This window comes from Kitasatospora sp. NPDC004289, from assembly GCF_053602875.1.
In genome coordinates, this window is record NZ_JBSGEL010000045.1 from 48,417 (window position 1) to 66,808 (window position 18,392).

18 protein-coding genes are annotated in these 18,392 nt (G+C 74.7%); 13 read left to right on the forward strand and 5 right to left on the reverse strand.

What is annotated here, in order from left to right:
* Nucleotides 1-205 precede the first annotated feature (205 nt).
* The 12 genes from ACWEPF_RS26790 to ACWEPF_RS26845 all read left to right on the forward strand — a co-directional run bounded on the left by ACWEPF_RS26790 (nt 206) and on the right by ACWEPF_RS26845 (nt 12,314).
* On the forward strand, nt 206-727 hold the full coding sequence (locus ACWEPF_RS26790; protein WP_452174522.1) for a hypothetical protein: 522 nt from the start codon (nt 206-208) through the stop codon (nt 725-727).
* A 190-nt stretch (nt 728-917) separates the two neighbouring features.
* The gene (locus ACWEPF_RS26795; RefSeq protein ID WP_452174523.1) at nt 918-2,204 is read left to right on the forward strand and encodes a lysine N(6)-hydroxylase/L-ornithine N(5)-oxygenase family protein; all 1,287 of its coding nucleotides are present in this window, start codon (nt 918-920) and stop codon (nt 2,202-2,204) included.
* Nucleotides 2,204-2,608: a cupin domain-containing protein gene (locus ACWEPF_RS26800; RefSeq protein WP_345289671.1), complete on the forward strand. Its 405-nt coding sequence runs from the start codon at nt 2,204-2,206 to the stop codon at nt 2,606-2,608. Before ACWEPF_RS26795 ends, ACWEPF_RS26800 begins: the two co-directional genes overlap by 1 nt.
* Nucleotides 2,605-4,173: a class I tRNA ligase family protein gene (locus ACWEPF_RS26805; protein WP_452174524.1), complete on the forward strand. Its 1,569-nt coding sequence runs from the start codon at nt 2,605-2,607 to the stop codon at nt 4,171-4,173. Before ACWEPF_RS26800 ends, ACWEPF_RS26805 begins: the two co-directional genes overlap by 4 nt.
* Nucleotide 4,174: 1 nt before the next feature.
* Complete coding sequence (locus tag ACWEPF_RS26810) at nt 4,175-5,272, forward strand: NAD(P)/FAD-dependent oxidoreductase (RefSeq protein ID WP_452174525.1); 1,098 nt, start codon at nt 4,175-4,177, stop codon at nt 5,270-5,272.
* Nucleotides 5,269-6,585, forward strand: a complete 1,317-nt coding sequence (locus tag ACWEPF_RS26815; protein WP_452174526.1) for an ATP-grasp domain-containing protein — start codon at nt 5,269-5,271, stop codon at nt 6,583-6,585. The genes ACWEPF_RS26810 and ACWEPF_RS26815 overlap by 4 nt, the downstream gene beginning before the upstream one ends.
* Nucleotides 6,582-6,956: a hypothetical protein gene (locus ACWEPF_RS26820; protein WP_345289666.1), complete on the forward strand. Its 375-nt coding sequence runs from the start codon at nt 6,582-6,584 to the stop codon at nt 6,954-6,956. The genes ACWEPF_RS26815 and ACWEPF_RS26820 overlap by 4 nt, the downstream gene beginning before the upstream one ends.
* Nucleotides 6,949-8,313, forward strand: a complete 1,365-nt coding sequence (locus tag ACWEPF_RS26825; protein WP_452174527.1) for an FAD-binding oxidoreductase — start codon at nt 6,949-6,951, stop codon at nt 8,311-8,313. Before ACWEPF_RS26820 ends, ACWEPF_RS26825 begins: the two co-directional genes overlap by 8 nt.
* 24 nt (nt 8,314-8,337) lie before the next feature.
* A complete protein-coding gene (locus ACWEPF_RS26830; protein WP_452174528.1) occupies nt 8,338-8,853 on the forward strand; it encodes a flavin reductase family protein in 516 nt (171 codons plus the stop codon).
* A 1-nt stretch (nt 8,854) separates the two neighbouring features.
* The gene (locus ACWEPF_RS26835) at nt 8,855-10,129 is read left to right on the forward strand and encodes an acyl-CoA dehydrogenase family protein (RefSeq protein WP_452174529.1); all 1,275 of its coding nucleotides are present in this window, start codon (nt 8,855-8,857) and stop codon (nt 10,127-10,129) included.
* A gap of 36 nt (nt 10,130-10,165) precedes the next feature.
* A complete protein-coding gene (ddaH, locus tag ACWEPF_RS26840; RefSeq protein WP_452174530.1) occupies nt 10,166-11,032 on the forward strand; it encodes a dimethylargininase in 867 nt (288 codons plus the stop codon).
* Between the two features lie 34 nt (nt 11,033-11,066).
* Nucleotides 11,067-12,314: an ATP-grasp domain-containing protein gene (locus ACWEPF_RS26845; protein ID WP_452174531.1), complete on the forward strand. Its 1,248-nt coding sequence runs from the start codon at nt 11,067-11,069 to the stop codon at nt 12,312-12,314.
* A gap of 61 nt (nt 12,315-12,375) precedes the next feature.
* Here ACWEPF_RS26845 and ACWEPF_RS26850 read toward each other — a convergent pair whose 3' ends face one another.
* Nucleotides 12,376-12,717, reverse strand: coding sequence for a hypothetical protein (locus tag ACWEPF_RS26850; protein ID WP_452174532.1), 342 nt, complete (start codon nt 12,715-12,717; stop codon nt 12,376-12,378).
* Nucleotides 12,718-12,811: 94 nt separating this feature from the next.
* The gene (locus ACWEPF_RS26855) at nt 12,812-14,113 is read right to left on the reverse strand and encodes a cytochrome P450 (RefSeq protein WP_452174533.1); all 1,302 of its coding nucleotides are present in this window, start codon (nt 14,111-14,113) and stop codon (nt 12,812-12,814) included.
* A 121-nt stretch (nt 14,114-14,234) separates the two neighbouring features.
* Between ACWEPF_RS26855 and ACWEPF_RS26860 the strand changes: the two genes are divergently transcribed.
* Nucleotides 14,235-14,876, forward strand: coding sequence for a hypothetical protein (locus tag ACWEPF_RS26860; RefSeq protein ID WP_452174534.1), 642 nt, complete (start codon nt 14,235-14,237; stop codon nt 14,874-14,876).
* Nucleotides 14,877-14,903: 27 nt separating this feature from the next.
* Here the strand turns inward: ACWEPF_RS26860 and ACWEPF_RS26865 are convergent, their stop codons facing one another.
* From ACWEPF_RS26865 to ACWEPF_RS26875, 3 genes are read right to left on the reverse strand one after another with little or no spacing between them, the layout of a single operon-like run.
* Nucleotides 14,904-15,914 carry a lytic polysaccharide monooxygenase auxiliary activity family 9 protein gene (locus ACWEPF_RS26865; protein ID WP_452174535.1) on the reverse strand — a complete coding sequence of 337 codons (1,011 nt, stop codon included), beginning with the start codon at nt 15,912-15,914 and terminating at the stop codon, nt 14,904-14,906.
* 38 nt (nt 15,915-15,952) lie between these two features.
* The gene (locus tag ACWEPF_RS26870; protein ID WP_452174536.1) at nt 15,953-17,281 is read right to left on the reverse strand and encodes a PAS domain-containing protein; all 1,329 of its coding nucleotides are present in this window, start codon (nt 17,279-17,281) and stop codon (nt 15,953-15,955) included.
* Between the two features lie 46 nt (nt 17,282-17,327).
* A complete protein-coding gene (locus ACWEPF_RS26875; RefSeq protein WP_452174537.1) occupies nt 17,328-18,119 on the reverse strand; it encodes a peptidoglycan-binding domain-containing protein in 792 nt (263 codons plus the stop codon).
* Nucleotides 18,120-18,392 lie beyond the last annotated feature (273 nt).

The following is an 18,392-nucleotide window of genomic DNA, read 5'->3' on the forward strand; positions in this document are numbered from 1 at the left end:
CGGCGCCTTCGCAGGTGGGTGCGGATGCGAGCCATGACGTTCTCGGACTCCGGCGCGTCGCGATCCAACGATCCGGTGATCTGAAAGAAACGGTTCAGTGGCCGTACTACGCTGGCTCGCATCTGACGGATCGTCATGTCGCTCTTGGTGAAGGCCTTCTGTGCCCGGAGCGCCGCGACGACGGAACGGGCGGGAGGGGCCGGTCATGGTGTGGTCTGGGAAGTCGGTGCGGAAGGGCTCGCCGCGGGGGGTGCTGGGGCTGGTGCTCCTGGTCGCGCTGAGCGGCTGTGCGGGGAGCACCGGCGGGTCCGCGCAGGCCGAACCCACGAAACCGGCGCTGGACGTCTGCGCGTTGGCGACGAAGGAGGAGGTCGGGGCGCTCCTCGGGCAGGTGGTCGAGGGGCAGCGGGACGACACTCCCTTGCCCAGCCTCACGCAGTGCAGCTACCGGTATGCTGCCAAGGGCCGGTTCGTCATCGTCAACCTGCTGCCCTACGAGGTCAGCCAGGCCACCAAGCCCGGGACGCCGGTGCCCGGCGTGGGTGACCTGGCCCTGTACGACCAGGCCAAGATCGGTGCCCACCTGTACGTGCGTAAGGGCTCGGTGAACTTCGCCGTCAACTACGCCTTCGACCCGCTCGCCGACAAGGGGGTGCCCGACGAGAGCTCCGCCCGGATCCGCACCGGCCTCGTCACGCTGGCCACCGCGATCGCGTCGAGGCTCTGAGCGGGCACCAGGCGCCGCCGGCCGATCAACTCCCGCTCCGGCGGGGTTGATCGGCGCTCCCGGACAAGGCTGCCGACCAATTCCGCCCCTCGCTTCACTCGTCCCAACGAACCGCCCGGACACCGGACGGCGGTTCACCCCAACCGCTTCCCCACGGGCGGCGGGACGAGCAGTGAGGTGGTGACAGAGCATGACCGACCACGAGGTCGAGGTGCTGGCGATCGGCGCCGGGCCCTCCAACCTGGCACTGGCCGTGGCGATCGAGGAGTCCGGCTCGGCCGGGCTGGCCTCCGGCACCCTCATCCTGGAGCAGCACCCGGACGTGAAGTGGCAGCGCAACCTGCTGCTGCCGTTCGCCCGCAGCCAGGTCTCCTTCCTCAAGGACCTGGTCACCCTCCGCAACCCGCAGAGCCGCTTCTCCTTCCTGGCCTTCCTCCACCAGCAGGGCCGGCTGGACGAGTTCGTCAACCTCGGCACCTTCAACCCCTACCGCCGCGAACTCTCCGACTACCTGGAGTGGGTGGCGAACTCCCTGGACCACGTCCGGGTGCGGCACAACGCCGCGGCCACCTCCGTCGCGCCGCGCCTGGCCGACGACGGCACCGTGGCCGGCTGGCGGGTCACGCTGGCCGACGGCGACACGGTGGACGCCCGTGACCTGGTGGTCGGCACCGGCCGGGACGCCCACGTGCCCGAGGTCTTCGCCGGCCTGCCGGCCGACCGGGTGATCCACAGCTCCCAGTACGCCACCCGGATAGCCCGCCACCCGGTGGACCGGCCGGCCAGGGTGGTGGTGATAGGCGCCGCGCAGAGCGCCGCGGAGATGTTCGTCGCGGTCCACGACGACCTGCCGCTGAGCACCCCGACCCTGGTGCACCGCTCGATCGGCCTGATGAACTACCAGACCAGCAAGTTCGTCAACGAGCTCTTCTTCCCGTCCTTCGTCGACGAGTTCCACGACACCGACCCGGGGGCCAGGAAGCAGATCCTGGACGAGCTGCGGCTGACCAACTACGCGGGCCTGGCCGCGCCCTTCCTCGACGACACCTACGCGATGCTCTACCGCCAGAAGCTCGACGGCACCCCGCGCTCCGCCGTCCGCCCGATGACCGAGGTGGTGGCCGCCCGCGAGGAGGACGGCGAGGTGGTGCTGGAGCTGCGCGACCGCCGCACCGGCAAGGTCGAGCCGCTCCGCTGCGACCTGGTGCTGCTCGGCACCGGCTACGACCAGCGGATGCCCGCGATGGTCCGTCAGCTGGCCGGACGGCTCGGCGTCGAGGAGGTCGAGGTCAACCGCCGCTACCGGGTGGAGCTCGGCACCGGCGCCGGACGCGGCGGCCTCTACCTCCAGGGCTTCAACGAGGCCACCCACGGGATCTCGGACTCGCTGCTCAGCGTGCTGGCCCAGCGCTCCCACGAGATCACCACCGACCTGCTCGACCGGCGCAGCGTCGCCGCCACGATCGGAGGCAACTGATGGAGCCGGAGATCCGCAGACTGGACCGGGCCAACCTGACCCCGGCCTACGGCATCGAGGGCGAGCGGCTCAAGCCCTGGGCCCCGCTCAACTCCCCGTTCGAGGGCGCCTGGTGCGTGGTCAGAGCGGGCGGCGCCTCCGATCCGCACAGCCACCACGAGTACGAGATCTTCATCGCGCTCAGCGGCGACGGCGCCCTGGAGGTGGACGGGGCGGAGCGCGAGTTCAAGGCGGGCGACATCGTCCACCTGCCGCCGGGCTCCACCCACCGGGTGGTCAACCGCTCGGACGCCGACTTCGAGTACTACGGCATCTGGTGGGACGCCCCGATGGCGGCCGACTTCCTGGCCCGTCACCTGGGAGCCGCGGCAGGGGCGGACGCCGGGGCGGGGGCGGCGTCGTGACGGCCGGTCAGCGGCGCGGCCGGATCGCCGTGGTCTCGCCCGCGCCGACCGCCAACGGCGACCTGCACCTCGGCCACCTGGCCGGGCCCTTCCTGGCCGCCGACGTCTTCACCCGCCATCAGCGGGCCGCCGGCCGCGAGGCCGTGCTCGGCACCGGCGCCCAGGACACCTCCACCTTCGTGGTCACCACCGCCCGCCGCCTGGGCACCGAGCCCGAGCACCTGGTGGCCGACTCCACCGCCAGGATCGAGGCCACCCTGGCCGCCCTGGGCATCGCGGTGGACGGCTTCAGCCGGGACGAGGAGCGCTTCACCAAACTGGTGCTGGACTTCCACGGCCGCCTGCACGCCGCCGGGAAGCTGGAGTTGAAGCCGGTGCGCTTCCCCTACCGGCCGAGCACCGGCGAGTACCTGGTCGACGGCTTCGTGAAGGGCGGCTGCCCGGTCTGCCTCACCGAGGGCTGCGCCGGGCTCTGCGAGAGCTGCGGCCACCCGCTGGCCGCCGGGGACCTGATCGACCCGCGCTCCACCGAGGACCCGCAGGAGGAGCTGGAGCTGCGCGAACTCCCGGTGCTGGTGCTGCCGTTGGAGCAGTACCGGGAGCGGCTGCGGGAGTACTTCGAGCGGACCGGCGCCGCCCTGCGCCCGCACATGGCGCAGGCCGTCCGGGAGATGCTGGCCGCCCCGCTGCCGGACTTCCCGGTGACCTATCCGGGGGCCTGGGGCATCCCCGCGCCGTTCCCCGAGGTGCCCGGTCAGGTGATCAACCCGAACGCGGAGACCATGGCCTGGTCGATGTACACCACCGCGCTCGGCGCCGAGCGGCGAGGCGAAGTGCTGCAGGCCGACGACCAGTTGTGGTGGCCGGAGGCGGAGACGGAGGTGGTCTACTTCCTCGGCTTCGACAACACCTTCCCGTTCGCCGTCGCGGGCGTGGCCATGCTGATGGCGCTGGAGGGCCGCTACGCGCTGCCCGCGCGCTTCGTCACCAACGAGTTCTACGAGCTGGACCACCAGAAGTTCTCCACCAGCCGGGGCCACCTGGTCTGGGGGCAGGAGCTGGCCGACCGGCTGCCCCGGGACGTCGGCCGCTACCACCTGGCCGCCACCAGCCCCGAGTACCAGCGCACCAACTTCGGCTGGGAGCAGCTGGCCGCCGTCACCGGTGCCCGTCTGGTCGCGCCGTGGAACCGGATCGTCGAGAAGGACGCCGCGCTCGCCGGGCGCACCCTGCCGGTCTCGGCGGCCTCGCGCCGGGCAGCCGACCGGATCACCGCCCGGTTCGCCGCCGCGTACGACACCGAGGGCTTCAGCCTCAACCGGGCGGCCGAGACCCTGGCCGAGCAGCTCGGCCGGCTGGACCGCTGGGAGGTGACGGAGCGGCGGGCGGGCGACTTCGCGCACCAGGTGCGCACGGTGCTGCGCTGCGCGGCGCCGGTCCTGGTGGACCTGGCGGCGGAGGCGGTGGCGGGCGGGGCACTGGACTCCCTGGCCGTCGGCGGGCCGGACACCACCACCGAGGTGACGGTCCGTCCGCTGCCGCGGATCCCGGTCGGGGGCGACTGAGGTGGCGGCCGAGAGCCGCCGGGTGCTGGTGGTCGGCGCCGGGGTGACCGGCCTGCTGACCGCGGTGCGGTGCTCCCTGGCCGGCCACCGGGTCACCGTCATCGACCGGGGCGCCATCCCCAACCCCGGCTCCACCTCCTTCGACCAGCACCGGGCCGTCCGCGCGCTGGACCCGGCCGATCCGGCGGCCTCCCGGCGCACCGCCGTCGCCCACCGGCGCTGGCTGGCCCTGGAGGCGATGCTGGGCACCCGGTTCTACCGCCGGGTGGGGATGGTCACGGCCTGGCCGGCGGAGGAGGCGGAGCAGGTCGCGGCGGTCGCCGCGGAGGCCGGGCTGCCGGTCAGCCTGCTGGAGCCCGGGCAGCTGCCGCACGTCCGCTTCCCCGAGGGGACGGTGGGCGTGCGGGAGCACCACGGCGGGGTGCTGCTGGCCGACCACGCGCTCCAGGCGGTGGCCCGCTGGCTGGCCGCCCGTCCGGGCGTCACCCTGATGCCCTGGCAGGAGGTCAAGGCCGTCGACCCGCGGACCGGGGAGGTGCACCTGCCCGACGCCCGCACCCTGACCGGGGACCTGACCCTGATCGCCACCGGCCCGTGGTCCAAGGACCTGGTCGACCTGCCGATGCTGCTGCACCGTCAGACCCTGGTCTACCTCAAGCCGCCCGAGGAGCTCGCGGCGGCCTGGGAGCGCACCCCCGGCGTCGGGAGGATCGGCAGCGAGGGCCTGGCCTGGCTGCTGCCGCCCGGCGACGGGACGCTGCTCAAGGTCAGCTCGGCGGCCGTCTGCCGGGAGGCCGAGCTGGCCACCGAGGGCACCCCGGAGGAGGAAGTCCGGTGGGCCGAGCAGGTGTTGGCCGAGCCGATCCTCACCGAACCCGACCGCTACCAGGTGCTGGCGGTCAAGCGCTGCCACTACCTGGTGGACGCCGGCACCGGCGCCGCCCACCTGGTCCGGATCGGCCCCGGCACCTGGGCCAGGACGGCCAGCGGGGGCGACGGCTTCCGCACCGCCCCCCTGGTCGCCGACCGGATCGTGGCGGCGCTGGAGGAGCCCGAATCCCACGAGAGCCCATCCCCGCACCGAGAGGAGACGCCATGAGCGGTGACGAGGACCGCGTGCTGCTGGTGATCGGCAGCGGTCTGCGGTACTACCGCGAGTACCTGATCGAATCGGCCGCCCGCCGGGCCGCCGAACTCGGCCTGAAACTGGTGCTGGTGAACAACCTGCACCCGACCTGGCAGACCCCGTACTTCGACGAGATCACCGTGGTCAACGTCTTCGACCACGGGCAACTCAAGGCCGCCGCACGGGAGATCGCCGCACGGCGGAGGGTGGAGGGCATCCTCTGCTACGACGAGCCGCTGGTGATGCCCACCGCCGAACTGGCCGCCGAGTTCGGCCTGCCCGGCCTCGGCCTGGCCGGGGTGGTCGGCTGCCGCGACAAGCACACCACCCGCACCCTGCTGACCGCGGCCGGACTCCCGCAGCCCGGCTTCGAGCTGGTCGACACCCCGGAGGCGGCCCGGGCCGCCGCGGCCGCCATCGGCTACCCCGTGGTGGTCAAACCGCGCGCGCTCGGCGCCTCGATGGGCGTCGTCCTGGCGCCGGACGAGGGCCGGTTGGACGAGGCGTACCTGGTCGCCGCCAACGCCGGGATGGTCGGCGACGAGCCGTACCGGGGCGGGGCGATGGTCGAGGGCTACGCCGGCGGGCCGGAGATCAGCGTGGACGGCGTGGTGCAGCGCGGCGAGTACCGCGCGGTGGTGGTCGCCCGCAAGCGGACCGGGCTGCACCCGTACTTCGAGGAGCTCGGCCACCTGGTGGACGCGGACGACCCGCTGCTCCAGGACCAGGTGCTGCTGGACGTGCTGGCCAAGACCCACCAGGTGCTGGGGGTGGAGGACGGCATGACCCACGCCGAGCTCAAGCTCACCCCGTACGGCCCGGTGGTGATCGAGGTCAACGGCCGGCTCGGCGGGGACCTGATCCCCTACCTGGGCAGGCTGGCCACCGGGATCGACCCGGGCGAGGTGCTGGTGGAGACCGCCCTCGGGGTGCGCTCCGACCTGACCCCGCGTCACCGGGGCGTGGCGGGCATCCGCTTCGGCTACCCGGCCGAGGACTGCACGGTGCGGGAGGTGCGGATGCCGGGCGCGCTGCCGGGGCTGGCCGGCGCCGAGCCGATGGTCTCCCCGGGCACCGAGCTGCGGCTGCCGCCCGGCGGCTACCTGGCCCGGTACTCCTTCGTGGTCTGCACGGCGGACGGCCCCGAGGAGTGCGAGGAGCGGCTGGAGGCCGCCCTGGCCGCCGTGGAGCTGGACGCCGAGCCGCTGGCCCGGAAGGGGATCGACGCGGTGCTGGAGATGCCGGCCGGCCTGCTGGACACCGACGCGGTGGAGGCGCGGTCATGAGGATCGACTACGACGGACGGCAGTTCCGCAAGCTGGAGTCCGCGGACGGGGTGGTGGCCCGCTACCACCAGGAGGACGACCTGGTCTGGGCCGACTTCGCCGGCGGCCCGGTCCGCCGGGGCAACGTGGCCGGGGTCTGCGGGCCGGACGGCGTCCTGGAGCTGGCCTACACGATGGTGCTGGACGACGGCGAGGTGATCGCCGGACGGACCGTCAACACCCCCTACACCGGCCCGGGCGGGGACCTGCTGATCCGCGAGGAGTGGGAGCGCTACGGCCCGCACGCGCAGAGCGGCACCTCCTTCCTGACCGAGGTCACCGGCGCCGGCGGGAACCCGGGCGGAGCGGACGGGGGCGAGGACGATGCCTGACTGGGAGGCACTGCGGGCCCGGGTGGACGGAGCGGTCCGGCTGCCCGGCGAGGAGGGCTTCGAGGAGCGCAGCTCCGCCTTCAACCGCCGCTACGCCGAGGTGGTCCCCGCCGGGGTGCTCTCGGTCGGCAGCGTCGCCGACGTGGCCCGGGGCATCGCCTGGGCCCGCGCCGAGGGGCTGCCGGTGGTGGCCCGCGGCGGCGGGCACGGCTACTCGGGCCGGGGCACCACCGCCGGCGGCCTGGTGCTCGACCTCCAGGGGCTGGACACCGTCCGGGTGGACCGGGAGCGGGAGTTGGTGACCGTCGGCGGGGGAGTGCGCTCCGGTGACCTCTACGCCGAGCTCCAGCGCCACGACCTGGCGGTGCCGCTCGGCAACTCCGACCAGGTCGGCATCGGCGGCCTGACCCTGGGCGGCGGCGTGGCCGCCGTCTCCCGGGCCTTCGGGCTCACCTGCGACTCCCTGGTGGAGACCGAACTGGTGCTGGCCGATGGCTCCTTGGTGCGGTGCAACGAGACCGAGCACCCCGACCTGTTCTGGGCCTGCAAGGGCGGGGGCGGCGGCACCTTCGGGGTCAACACCTCCTTCACCTTCCAGGCCCGCCCCACCGTGCCCAGCTCCACCTGCCTGCTGCTCTGGCCGCTGGCGGACGCGCCGGTGGTGCTGACGGTGATGCAGCGGATCATGGCCGCCGCGCCGGACGAGTTCGCCGCCCGGATCGGGGTCAACCGCACCGGGGCGGACGGCGGTTCGGTCTCCGTGATCGGCCAGCACCTGGGCCCGGCGAGCGAGCTGCGCGAGCTGCTCGCCCCGGTGCTGGCCGCGGCCGAACCCGAGCGGGTGCTGGTGGAGGACATGGGCTACTGGGAGGCGAAGGACTTCCTGCACCACGAGACCTCCGGCGACCCGTTCGCCGTCCGCACCAGGACGGTGACCGAGCCGATCGGGCGGGCCGCCATCGATACCGTGCTGACGGCGCTGCAGAAGTGGCCCGGCAGCGGGAACCCGGACGGGGCCGGCGTGGCCCTGTTCACCTGGGGCGGGGCGATCAACCGGGTGCCGGTCACCGAGACCGCCTTCCCGCACCGGGACGTGCTCTTCCTGGTCTCCATGGACACCTCCTGGAGCCCTGAGGACCCGGAGGAGCTGCGGCGGGCCAACCTCGACTGGCTCACCGACCTGCACGCCGCGATGGGCGAACACGCCCGGGACGCCTCCTACCTCAACTTCGCCGACCCCGACCTGCCCCCCGGCCAGGCCCTGGCCGCCTACCACGGCCCCAACCTGGCCCGTCTCCAGGAGGTCAAGCGCCGCTACGACCCCGACCGGGTCTTCACCCACCCCCAGGCCGTCTGAGACGACGGGAGAGGAGCACCCGCCATGTCACCCGATCTGCGCGGCGTGATGCGCGACTTCGCCACCGGGGTCTGCGTCGCGACCACCTACGCCGACCGCGACGGCACCCGCCGCCACGACGCGGTGACGCTCAACTCGCTGACCTCGGTCTCGCTCGACCCGCCGCTGGTCGCGCTCTCGCTGCACCGCGAGTCCCGCTTCCTGGGCGACCTGCTCCTGACCAAGAAGTGGGCGGTGGCGATCCTGGACGGCGGGGCCGAGCCGCTGGCCCGCTCGCTGGCCCGGGGCCGCCCCGAGCGGGAGTCGGTGGTGGCCGGCCTGGCCGCCAGCCCGGGGAGCGAGACCGGCGCCCTGCTCCTGGACGCGATGGCCGGTCTGGAGTGCGTCCTGCGGGACAGCTTCGAGATCGGCGACCACACGATGGTGATCGGCGAGGTGGTCGCCACCGCCGGTGGCGACCACCGCCCGCCCCTGCTCTTCCTGCACGGCGGCTTCCGGCAGCTGCCGGCCGCCACCCCCTCTGCCGCGAAGGAGTCCTGAGATGCCCCACCCGACGCCGATCGCCGCCCCGGCCCCCGCCGCGGCCGCCCGCCCGGCCGGCCCGGCGCCCGTCCCCGCCGATCCGGCGCCCGTCCCGGCAGAGGTGCCCAACACCGCTGCCGACATCCTGGCCGCCGCACGGGAGTTGGCGCCCTGGCTGCGCGAGCGCGGCGAGCAGATCGAGCGGGCCCGCCGCCTTCCCCCCGAGGTGGTCGAGGCGGTCCGCGCCACCGGCGCCTTCCGGATGGGCTTCGCCCGCTCCTGGGGCGGCCCCGAACTCAGCTCGGTCGAGCAGACCGAGGTGGTCGAGGCCCTCGCCTACGGCGACCCCTCGGCCGGCTGGGCCGCCATGATCGGCATGGACTCCGGCCTCTACGCGGCCTTCCTGGACGAGCCGGTGGCCAAGGAGATGTTCCCCCGCCTGGACATGACCACCGCCGGACTGCTCTTCCCCACCGGCCGGGCCGAGCGGGTGCCGGGCGGCTACCGCCTCAGCGGGCGCTGGCAGTTCGGCAGCGGCATCACCCACGCCGACTGGGTGATCTCCGGCGCCTTCGTGTTCGAGGACGGCGCCCCCTACCCCGCCGAGGGGCCGCAGGACTCCGTCCTGCTGATGGTCCCCGCCGCCCAGGTCGAGGTCATCGACACCTGGCACACCACCGGCCTGGCCGGCAGCGGCAGTTGCGACTACGCCATCCAGGAGGTGTTCGTTCCCGAGGGCCGCACCCTCACCTTCGACACCGTCCGGGGAGCGGCCGGCCCGCTGGCCCAGCCCGAGGTGCACATGCGGAACATGCCCGGCGTCCCGCTCGGCACCGCCCGCGCCGCCCTCGACTGGGTACGTGCCCAGGTGTCCGCCAAGTCCGGCCCCGGCGGGTCCGGTTGGGCCGACAACTGGCGGATGCAGGTCACCCTCGCCGAGTGCGAGGCCGACTTCCACGCCACCCGCCAGGGCGTCTACGGCGCGCTGCGCCGCCAGTGGGAGGTGCTCTCCGCCCCCGGCGGCACCCTGGACGACCTCACCCCCGAGGAGCGGGCCGCCCTGCCGCTCTCCCGGCTGCACGCCTTCCGCACCGCCCGCTCCATCCTGACCCGGCTCTACGACCTGATGCAGACCGCCTCGGTCTACCGGCCCAACCCGCTCGACCGCTGGCTGCGCGACACCATGACGATGTGTCAGCACGTGGTGGCGCAGGACAAGATCCTGCAGTCCGCCGGTGCGCACCTGCTCGGCAGCCGGCCCGGGTTCCCGCTCAGCCTCGGCATCACCAGCTGAACCCTTCCCCCCACGTCTGCGAGAGGACCCGCCGCCATGACCGAGCTGCTCACCCCCACCGCCCGCACCGCCGCCACCAGCCAGGCCGCGCGGATGCCGCGCCGGGCCAGACTGCGCCACTTCCTGATGTGCCGTCCGGACTTCTTCGACGTCACCTACTCCATCAACCCCTGGATGAACCCGGCCAAGCCCACCTCCAACACCCTGGCCGTGGCCCAGTGGGAGGTGCTGCACAACCTGCTGGTCTCGCTCGGCCACCACGTCCAGACCATCGACCCGGACCCGGCCCTGCCCGACATGGTCTTCGCCGCCAACGGCGCCACCGTGGTCGACGACAAGGTGCTCGTCGCCCGCTTCCGGCACGCCGAGCGGGACGGCGAATCCGCCCACTACGTCGAGTGGTTCCGCTCCCAGGGCTTCGCCGAGGTGGTCCAGGCGGAGTACGCCAACGAGGGGGAGGGGGACTACCTCACCACCGGCCGCGCCATCCTGGCCGGCAACGGCTTCCGCTCCGACCCGCGCTCGCAGGCCGAGGCCGCCGAACTGTTCGGCCGCCCGGTGGTCGGCCTCCAGCTGGTCGACCCGCGCTTCTACCACCTGGACACCGCGCTGGCGGTGCTCGACCAGGACGAGGTGATGTACTACCCGGCCGCGTTCAGCGAGGAGAGCCGGGCCGTGCTGCGCGCCCTCTTCCCGGACGCGGTGATCGCCACCGAGGCCGACGCCGTGGTCTTCGGCCTCAACGCCGTCTCCGACGGGCTCAACGTGATCCTCCCCGAGGCCGCCACCGGGCTGGCCGCCCAGCTGCGCGAGCGCGGCTTCCGCACCCACGGGGTCGACCTCACCGAGCTGTTGAAGGCCGGCGGCAGCGCCAAGTGCTGCACCCTCGAACTCCGCCACTGACCGACCCGTCCGCACGACCTCGAAGGAGAACCCGATGACCTCGCAGCAGCCCTGGATCATCGTCGGCTACGTCAACGTCCTCCCGGTGGTGAAGGAGTTCGCCCCCGGCTCGGTGATCGTCATCGACGAGCCGGACGTGATCCGCAACCGTGATCTGAAGTCCGCCCTGGACGGCGCCGTGATGCTCCGCGAGCTGATCGGGTGGGAGTACCAACTCCCCGGTGCGGCCGACGAGTTCTTCGCCACCTACCCCGACCTGGATCCGGCGCTGATCGCCCCGCTGCTGGAGTACGCCACGCCGTTCGCGGCCCGGCTGGCCGAGCGCTACGGCCTGCCGGGTGCCGGGGCCGGCGCCGCCCAGGTGATGCGGGACAAGGCGCTGCTGCGCAAGGTCACCAGGGCCGCCGGGATCGCCAACCCGGCCTCCCAGGAGGTCGGTTCGGCCGAGCAGGTGCGGGAGTTCGCCGCCGCCCACCCCGGCCCCCTGGTGCTCAAGCCCGCCAACCGGCAGGCCTCGGTGGGTACCCGGGTGCTGCACTCGCTGGACGGCCTGGAATCGGTCTGGCAGGACTGCCTCACCCAGGACGAGGGCTACCTGGTGCCCGACCGTGAGCGGGAGCTGCGGATGCTGGTCGAACAGTACGTGCGGGGCGAGGAGTTCAGCGTCGAACTGCTGGTCCGCGAGGGCGAGGTGCTGTTCTCCAACGTCACCGGCAAGCTGCTCTACCCCGGAGACCGGCCGATCGAGCTCGGCCACTCCGTCCCGGCGGCGGGCCTCGCGCCCGAGCTCGGGGAGCTGCTGGTCGCCGAGACCGGGAGGGTGCTGCGGGCGGTGGGCTTCGGCAGCGGCATGGTGCACTGCGAGTGGATCGTCAGCGAGGGCGTCCCGTACCTGGTCGAGTGCGCCGGGCGCTTCCCCGGCGACGGCATCCCGATGCTGATCGAGGAGGCCTACCGGATCAACCTGGCGGCGGAGTTCTACACCGTCATGCAGGGCGGGCGGCCCGCCCCCCTGCCGCGAGAGGCGGCCGGAGGTGCGGCGGTGCGCTTCGTCCAGGCCGAGCCCGGCGAGGTGGTCTCCGTCACCGGAGTGGAGGAGGCCCGCGCCCTGCCGGGCGTTCTCTCCCTCTCGCTCCACCTGGAGCCCGGCCAGACGGTCCGTCCGCTGCGCAGCTCCTGGGACCGGGCCGGCTCGGTGATGACCAAGGGCGCCACGCCCGAGGAGGCGCTGGCCAACGCCGCGGCCGTGACCGCCGCGATTACGGTCCGGACGGCCGGCTGATCCGTCGGAGGCCGGTGCCCGATCCCCCGCCGGGGGTGGCACCGGCCTCCGGGCGTGCGCCTCAGAACAGGTCGTCGACGGGGCGCGCGCCCACGACCACCGCCACCACCGAGACCGGCTCCTCCTCGTACGCCCAACTGGCCGGGTCGGCCAGCACGGCGGGGACCTCCTCCACCGGCACGTCCCGCCCGTCCGTCAGCCAGTGCGGCCAGGCGCCGCCGCGCCGCAGCCGGACGTAGCCCTCCCGGGTCCAGTCCGTGATCAGCGCGGTGAAGAGCGGGACGTAGGAGTCACGCTCCTCGTCCTCCTCGGTCTCCGCCCGGTCGGCCAGCACCGCCCAGAGCTCGGTGCCCTCACGGGCGTTGACGAGCAGACACTCCTCGTCCCGGGTCAGCGCACGCACCGCCGCGGCCTCCTCACTCGCCGGTCCGGCGCAGGGTCTCCGTCGTTTCCACGGCGGATCGTACCCGAATCCTCCCTGGTGCGGACGGGGTGGTTCAGGCTCCCGCCGCCGGGGTGAGGGTGGCGAGGACGGGGCCGTCCGGGCGGACGGTGATGCTGTAGGAGGCGCCGGACGGGGGGTCGTGGAGGGTCGTCGACCAGGCGGGGAGCAGGAGTTCGAGCAGGGCGGCGGTCTCGCGGAGGGCGAACTGGGTGCCCAGGCAGGCGCGGGCGCCGAGGCCGAAGGGGAGGTAGGCGCCGAGTTCGGCGGGGCGGCGGCCCGGGGTGGTGAAGCGGGCGGGGTCGAAGCGTTCGGGGTCGGGCCAGCGGGACGGGTCGCGGTGGGTGAGGTAGGGGCAGACCAGGACGTCGGTGCCGGCCTCGATCCGGTGGCCGCCGAGCACGTCGGGCTCCAGGGCGTGGCGGGGGAGCAGCCAGGCGGAGGGGTAGAGGCGCAGGGTCTCGTGGACCAGGGCGAGCACCGCCTCGCGGCGCTGAGGCGAGCCCTCCACGCCGGCGGCCAGCGCGGCCTCCCGGGCGCCGGGGTGACGGTCCAGCAGCAGGTAGAGCCAGGTGAGGGTGGTCGCGGTGGTCTCGTGCCCGGCCACCAGGAGGGTGACCAGCTCGTCGCGGATCAGCCGGTCCGGGTAGCCGTGGCCCTCCTCGGTGAGCAGGGCCAGCAGCCCCGGGCCGTCCGGCCCGGCCGGGCCCGAGCGGGCGGCCTCGATGGCACGCTCGGCGATCAGGTCGATCCTGGCCAGCTCCCCGGCCACCGCCGCCGCGGCGTCCGAGGCGTCGGCCGGCAGCTCCGGCATCCGGGCCACCACCGTGGCCACGGCGCCGAGTTCGCGGTCGGTGGCGTCGTCCAGCGGATGGCCGGTGAGGGCGCGCCAGATGGTGTCGAGCGCGTAGCGCCGCATCTCGTCGCCGAGGTCCACCACCGCGCCCTCGCCCGCCGCGCGGGCCCAGCGCCCGGCGGCGGTGCGTGCCGCGGCGGCGATCCGCCGCTCGTAGCGGCGCATCCCGGTGCCGGTGAACTGGCCCTGCAGCAGCTTCCGTTGGCGCTTCCAGGCCTCCCCGGTGGCGGCCAGCACACCGTCGCCGATCAGCATCCTGGCCCGGTGCGAGCGCTTCACGTAGCGCTCCGGGTGGTGTGCCAGCACGTGCTGCACCTCGGCCGGCCCGGTCACCAGCACCGTCGGCCGGTCCCCGACCGGCACCCCTGCCACCGGCCCCACCTCGTCCCGGGCGGCGGCCAGGAGCTCCACCAGCTCCCCGCCCCGGGCCCGCCAGGCGGCCGCCACCGCCGGGTCCAGCCGGGGCACGGGAGGTGCTGCGGTCACTGCTTCGGTGGACACCGGTCCGCTCCTCACCCTCCGACGGCGCGTCAGTACGGACCGTACGCCATCGACGGCGCCCGGTGACACCCCCGTAGGGTGGTGGTGATCACCGACCGAACGCTCACACGGGGGCACTTGAATGACCGTCAACCGGCCCGGACTGCCGCAGGACCTCCCATCGGCCGAGGTGCTCTGGGCACGTTGGGCGCTGCTCGCCGCGCTGACCGCCACCACCGAGGCCGAGGCCCGCCCGGCGGTCCACCGCCACGGCCGGTGGATCGACGAGGACGGCCTGCACTGGGACGACTCCGGCTGCACCTGGTGGGTGCTCTCCCGCTGCGACGAGGGACGCTTCGTCCTCTACGGCGAGGACGAGTCCAGCGAGGTCAAGTGGTACGAGCCGCCGATCGACGTGCTCGCCGGCGGGCCGGACTGGCTGCCGTACGAGGAGCTGCGCGACCGGATCGCGGGCAACGAGATCGGCTGCGTCTACTGGTACGAGAACGGCACCTGGGCCCGCGCCCCCTACCCCGACGACCTGGACGACGACGGCCTCGACTGCGGCATGAGCGACGTCGTCGACCGCGCCGACCTCCTCCGCGACCTGCGCCGCCACCTCACCGCCGCCGCCCCGGTCGAGCACCTCCTCGGCGAGGCCGAGGCGCACCGCCTGGACCCGCAGGACCTGGTGGCCCACCTGGGCGCGACCAACGGCGACGGCGACCCGGTCGACCACCCGGCCGTCCTGCGGTCGTTCGCCCGTGCGGCCCTGACGGCGTGAGCCGGTCCGGGCCGGCCTGACGGCCGCTCACCGGTGGTTGCCCCGGCCGGGGCGCAGCCGGCGGCGGAGCAGGACCGCCGCTCCGGCGAGCAGCGGCGCGGAGACCAGGGCGACGACCAGCCCGACCGGTGCGCCCGGTCCGTCGGCGGCCGTGCGGGCGAGCCGAGGGCCGTCCTCGGGGACGGTGGTCGCCGGGGGCGGAGCGGACGGATCGGCCGGGGCCGGGGCGGGGGGAGTGGAGGAGGCGGACGGGGTGGGGGTCGCGGCCGAGCTCGGCGTGGGGGAGGGGGAGGGCGTCCGGGCGGGGGCACGGGAGGGCGACGGCGCGGCGGTGCCGTGGTCGTGCCCGGTGTGCCCGGCGTCGGCGGTGCCTTGCGCGGCGGCCGTGGGTGCGGTGGCGGCCGTCCCGGTGCCGTCGAAGACCACGTCGGAGCAGGAGTAGAAGGCCTCGGGGCTGTCGGAGCGCTGCCAGATGACGTAGACCAGCTGGCGGCCGGTGCGCCCGGCGGGGACGCGGCCCGGCAACAGGTAGGAGCCGTTGGAGAGTTGCGGGTCGGTGACGGTGAGGAAGGGCTTGGAGTCGAGGTTCGCCCAGGTCAGCGGCCTGGTCGGGGAGTAGCTCGGATTGGTCAGGTAGAGCTCGAAGGTGCCCTTGTGCGGTGCGGTGGCCCGGAACTCGAAGGTGTAGGCGGCCCCGGAGGTCAGCCGGGTGGCCGGCCAGTCCGCCCGGGGCAGGTCCAGGCCCCGGTACGTCGGGTCGCCGGCGCTGCACAGCTTTCCGTCCGGGATCAACTGGCGGTGCCGTCCGGCGGCTTCGCCGATCCGCAGGCTCATCCAGTCGTAGAGCGCGGGGGTGCCGCCGAGGGCGACGGCCGCCTGGCAGGCGGCGGACTTCGGATGTTCGGCCCCCTCCAGGTAGCACCCCTCGATCCGGCTGAGCGGTTTCTGGAGCGAACCGTGGGCCTGCGCGGGGCCCGCGGTGGTGGTCAGGGCGGCGGCGAGCAGCAGGGCGGGGGCGAGTCGGCGGAGGACGGGCACGTGGGTTCCCTTCGGGGGCAGGACCGGTTGACGGACCGTCAGGCGGTCTGGGAGATGCCGGGAGCGGACGGGGACGGGGCGGCGCGGTGGCGGCCGGCGCGCCGCGCGGGCGGCGGGGCGGGGGCCAGCGGCGGCGGGGCGGGGGCCGGGGCGAGGCCGAGCAGCGGGGCGTCGGCGCCGGGCCGGGCGTGACGCCGGTGCGGCGGGGGCTCGGGCGGCCCGGCGGGCGGGTGCGGGGCGGCGCCGACCTCGACGGCCGCGGTGTGCACGGTCAGCCGCACCCGGTCGACCCCGGCCGGGAGGTCGAGCCGGTCCGCGGCCCGTTGCAGGACCTGGTGCAGCGCCACCGGTCGGGTGCGCGGCGGTCCGTCCGGTGCCACCGGCCGGTGGAGCTCGTCGAGCACCTGCTCGACCACGGCCCGGGACCGGGCGAACTCGGCTGAGAGCTGGCGCAGTTCACCGATCGCCTCGGGCCAGAGCCGGGCCGCCGGATCGTGGGCGAGGCGGTGCAGCCGGTCGGCGAGGGCTCCGGTGGACGGGCCCAGGTCGTTGCGGAGCACGGCGGTGAGGTAGGCCTCTCCGGCGGCGGCGGAGAGTTCGCGTCCGCGGTCGGTGAAGGCCAGCACCGCGCCGACCACCCGGCCCTCGTGGTGGAGCGGGGCGGCCCGCAGGTCGACGGCGAGGGACACCCCGTCCTTGCGGCGCAGCGTCCCGCAGCCGGCGCTGCGGCGGCCGGTGGCCAGTGCGGCGAGGACGGCGGGCGGCGCCGCTGTGGCCCCGGACGGCAGCAGGGAGCGGAGCGGGAGGCCGGCGAGTTCGCCGGCCCGGTAGCGCAGCAGGTGGAGCGCCGCCGGGTTGGCCAGCACGCAGTTGCCGTCGGTGTCGATCCCGAGGACGCCCTCGGAACAGGTGCGCAGCACCGTCTCGGTCTCGGTCCGCAGCCGGGCGAGCTCGGCGTGGGCGCGGCTGAGCTCGGTCAGGTCCCGGGCGGTCAGCAGCAGCAGGCCGGTGGGTGGTTCGGGGCCGACCGGCGGCAGCAGCAGGGCGGCCAGCTCGTGGGTCAGTTCGCTGGTGCGGACCTCGGCGGGGAAGGTGGTGGCGTCGGTGCGGCGGGCGGTGGTCCGGAGCGTCTCGACCGGGCCGAGGCCCCCGGCCGGGCGCATCGAGCCGGGGATGCGGCGCGGGTCGAGCTCCGGTAGCAGGTCGAGGACGCCGAGCCCGACCAGGACCGTGCCCGGTGCCTGGAAGGCGTGGTGGGCGGGCGAGTTGGCGGCCAGCACGGTGCCGTTGCTGTTGATCAGCAGGGCCGGGTCGGGCAGGGCGTCGAGAACGGTGGCGAGGGCGTCGCCGGGCAGGGAGGCGTGCACGGTGTCCGTCCGGTGGGGTGGGCTGTCGGGTGGTCGGAAGACGGGTTCAGCAGGTGGGCACGGCGGCTTCCAGCGCGGCCCGGGTGGCGGGGCCGTAGGTGCCGTCCTCGCCGCGGATGCCGGAGCGGCGCTGGAAGGAGACCAGGACGGCGGCGGTCCAGTCGTCGAACACCCCGGACGGGGTGCGGTAGCGGGTGGGCGCACAGGCGAGGTCGAGCAACAGGGTCTGCAGGCGCCGCACTTGGGGCCCGGTGTCACCGCGCCGGAGCACCGGGGCGGAGGTCGGGGTGGGTGGGGCCGAGGTCGGGACGGGCGGCACGGCGGGCGGGGTGGCGGAGGGGGAGGCCGGGGGCGGTGCGGTGGTGGAGGCGGTGGCGGGAGCTTTCGGTGAGGCCGTACGGGCGGCGGGGGTGCGGACCGGGGCGGGGGTGGTGGGGGGCCGGGTTCCGCTCGGTGCGCTGCCGGTGGGTTCGGCGGCGGCCGGGGCCGTGGGCGGGGGAGCGGTGGTCTCCGGCGCGGCGTCGGTCGGACGGAGCGTCAGGGTCAGGGAGGTGGGTGCCGGTTCGGCGACGCCTTCCGGTGGTGCGGAGAGCAGGGCCGGACCGAGGCTGCCGCAGACCGCGAGGGCGCAGGAGGAGGAGATCAGCAGGCGGGCCCGGCGTGCGGTCCAGCTCCGGAGCCGGTGGGCGCCGCCGGGCCGGGCGGCGGCCGCCGCCCAGGGCGTGACGGGGGTGAGGGAGAACCGGCCCAGGCCGGGGTCCGGGGGCGTCGGGGGCGCCGGTGGGACGGGGGACGCGGTCGGTGGCGCGGGCCGGTCGAGGACCTGAACGGTCGTCACGTACGGCCGCACCAGCGGGACGTGGTCGCTCGGTGCCGGTGTCGGTGCGCAGCGGCACGCTTCGCCGTTCCGCGGCGGGCCGCAGCGGGTGCAGCGCGGGTACGACATGGTGCGGGTCCCTTCGGGACGGGCGGGGGCGGTGCGGGAGAGGGAGGGTGCGAGGGCGGTGCAGGAGGGGGGAGGGTGCGGGCGCGGTGTCGGGGGGTCCACCGCGCCCGCGGTCCGGGGGAGGCGACCGCTCGGCAGATCGGAAGAGCACAGTCTGAACTCCAG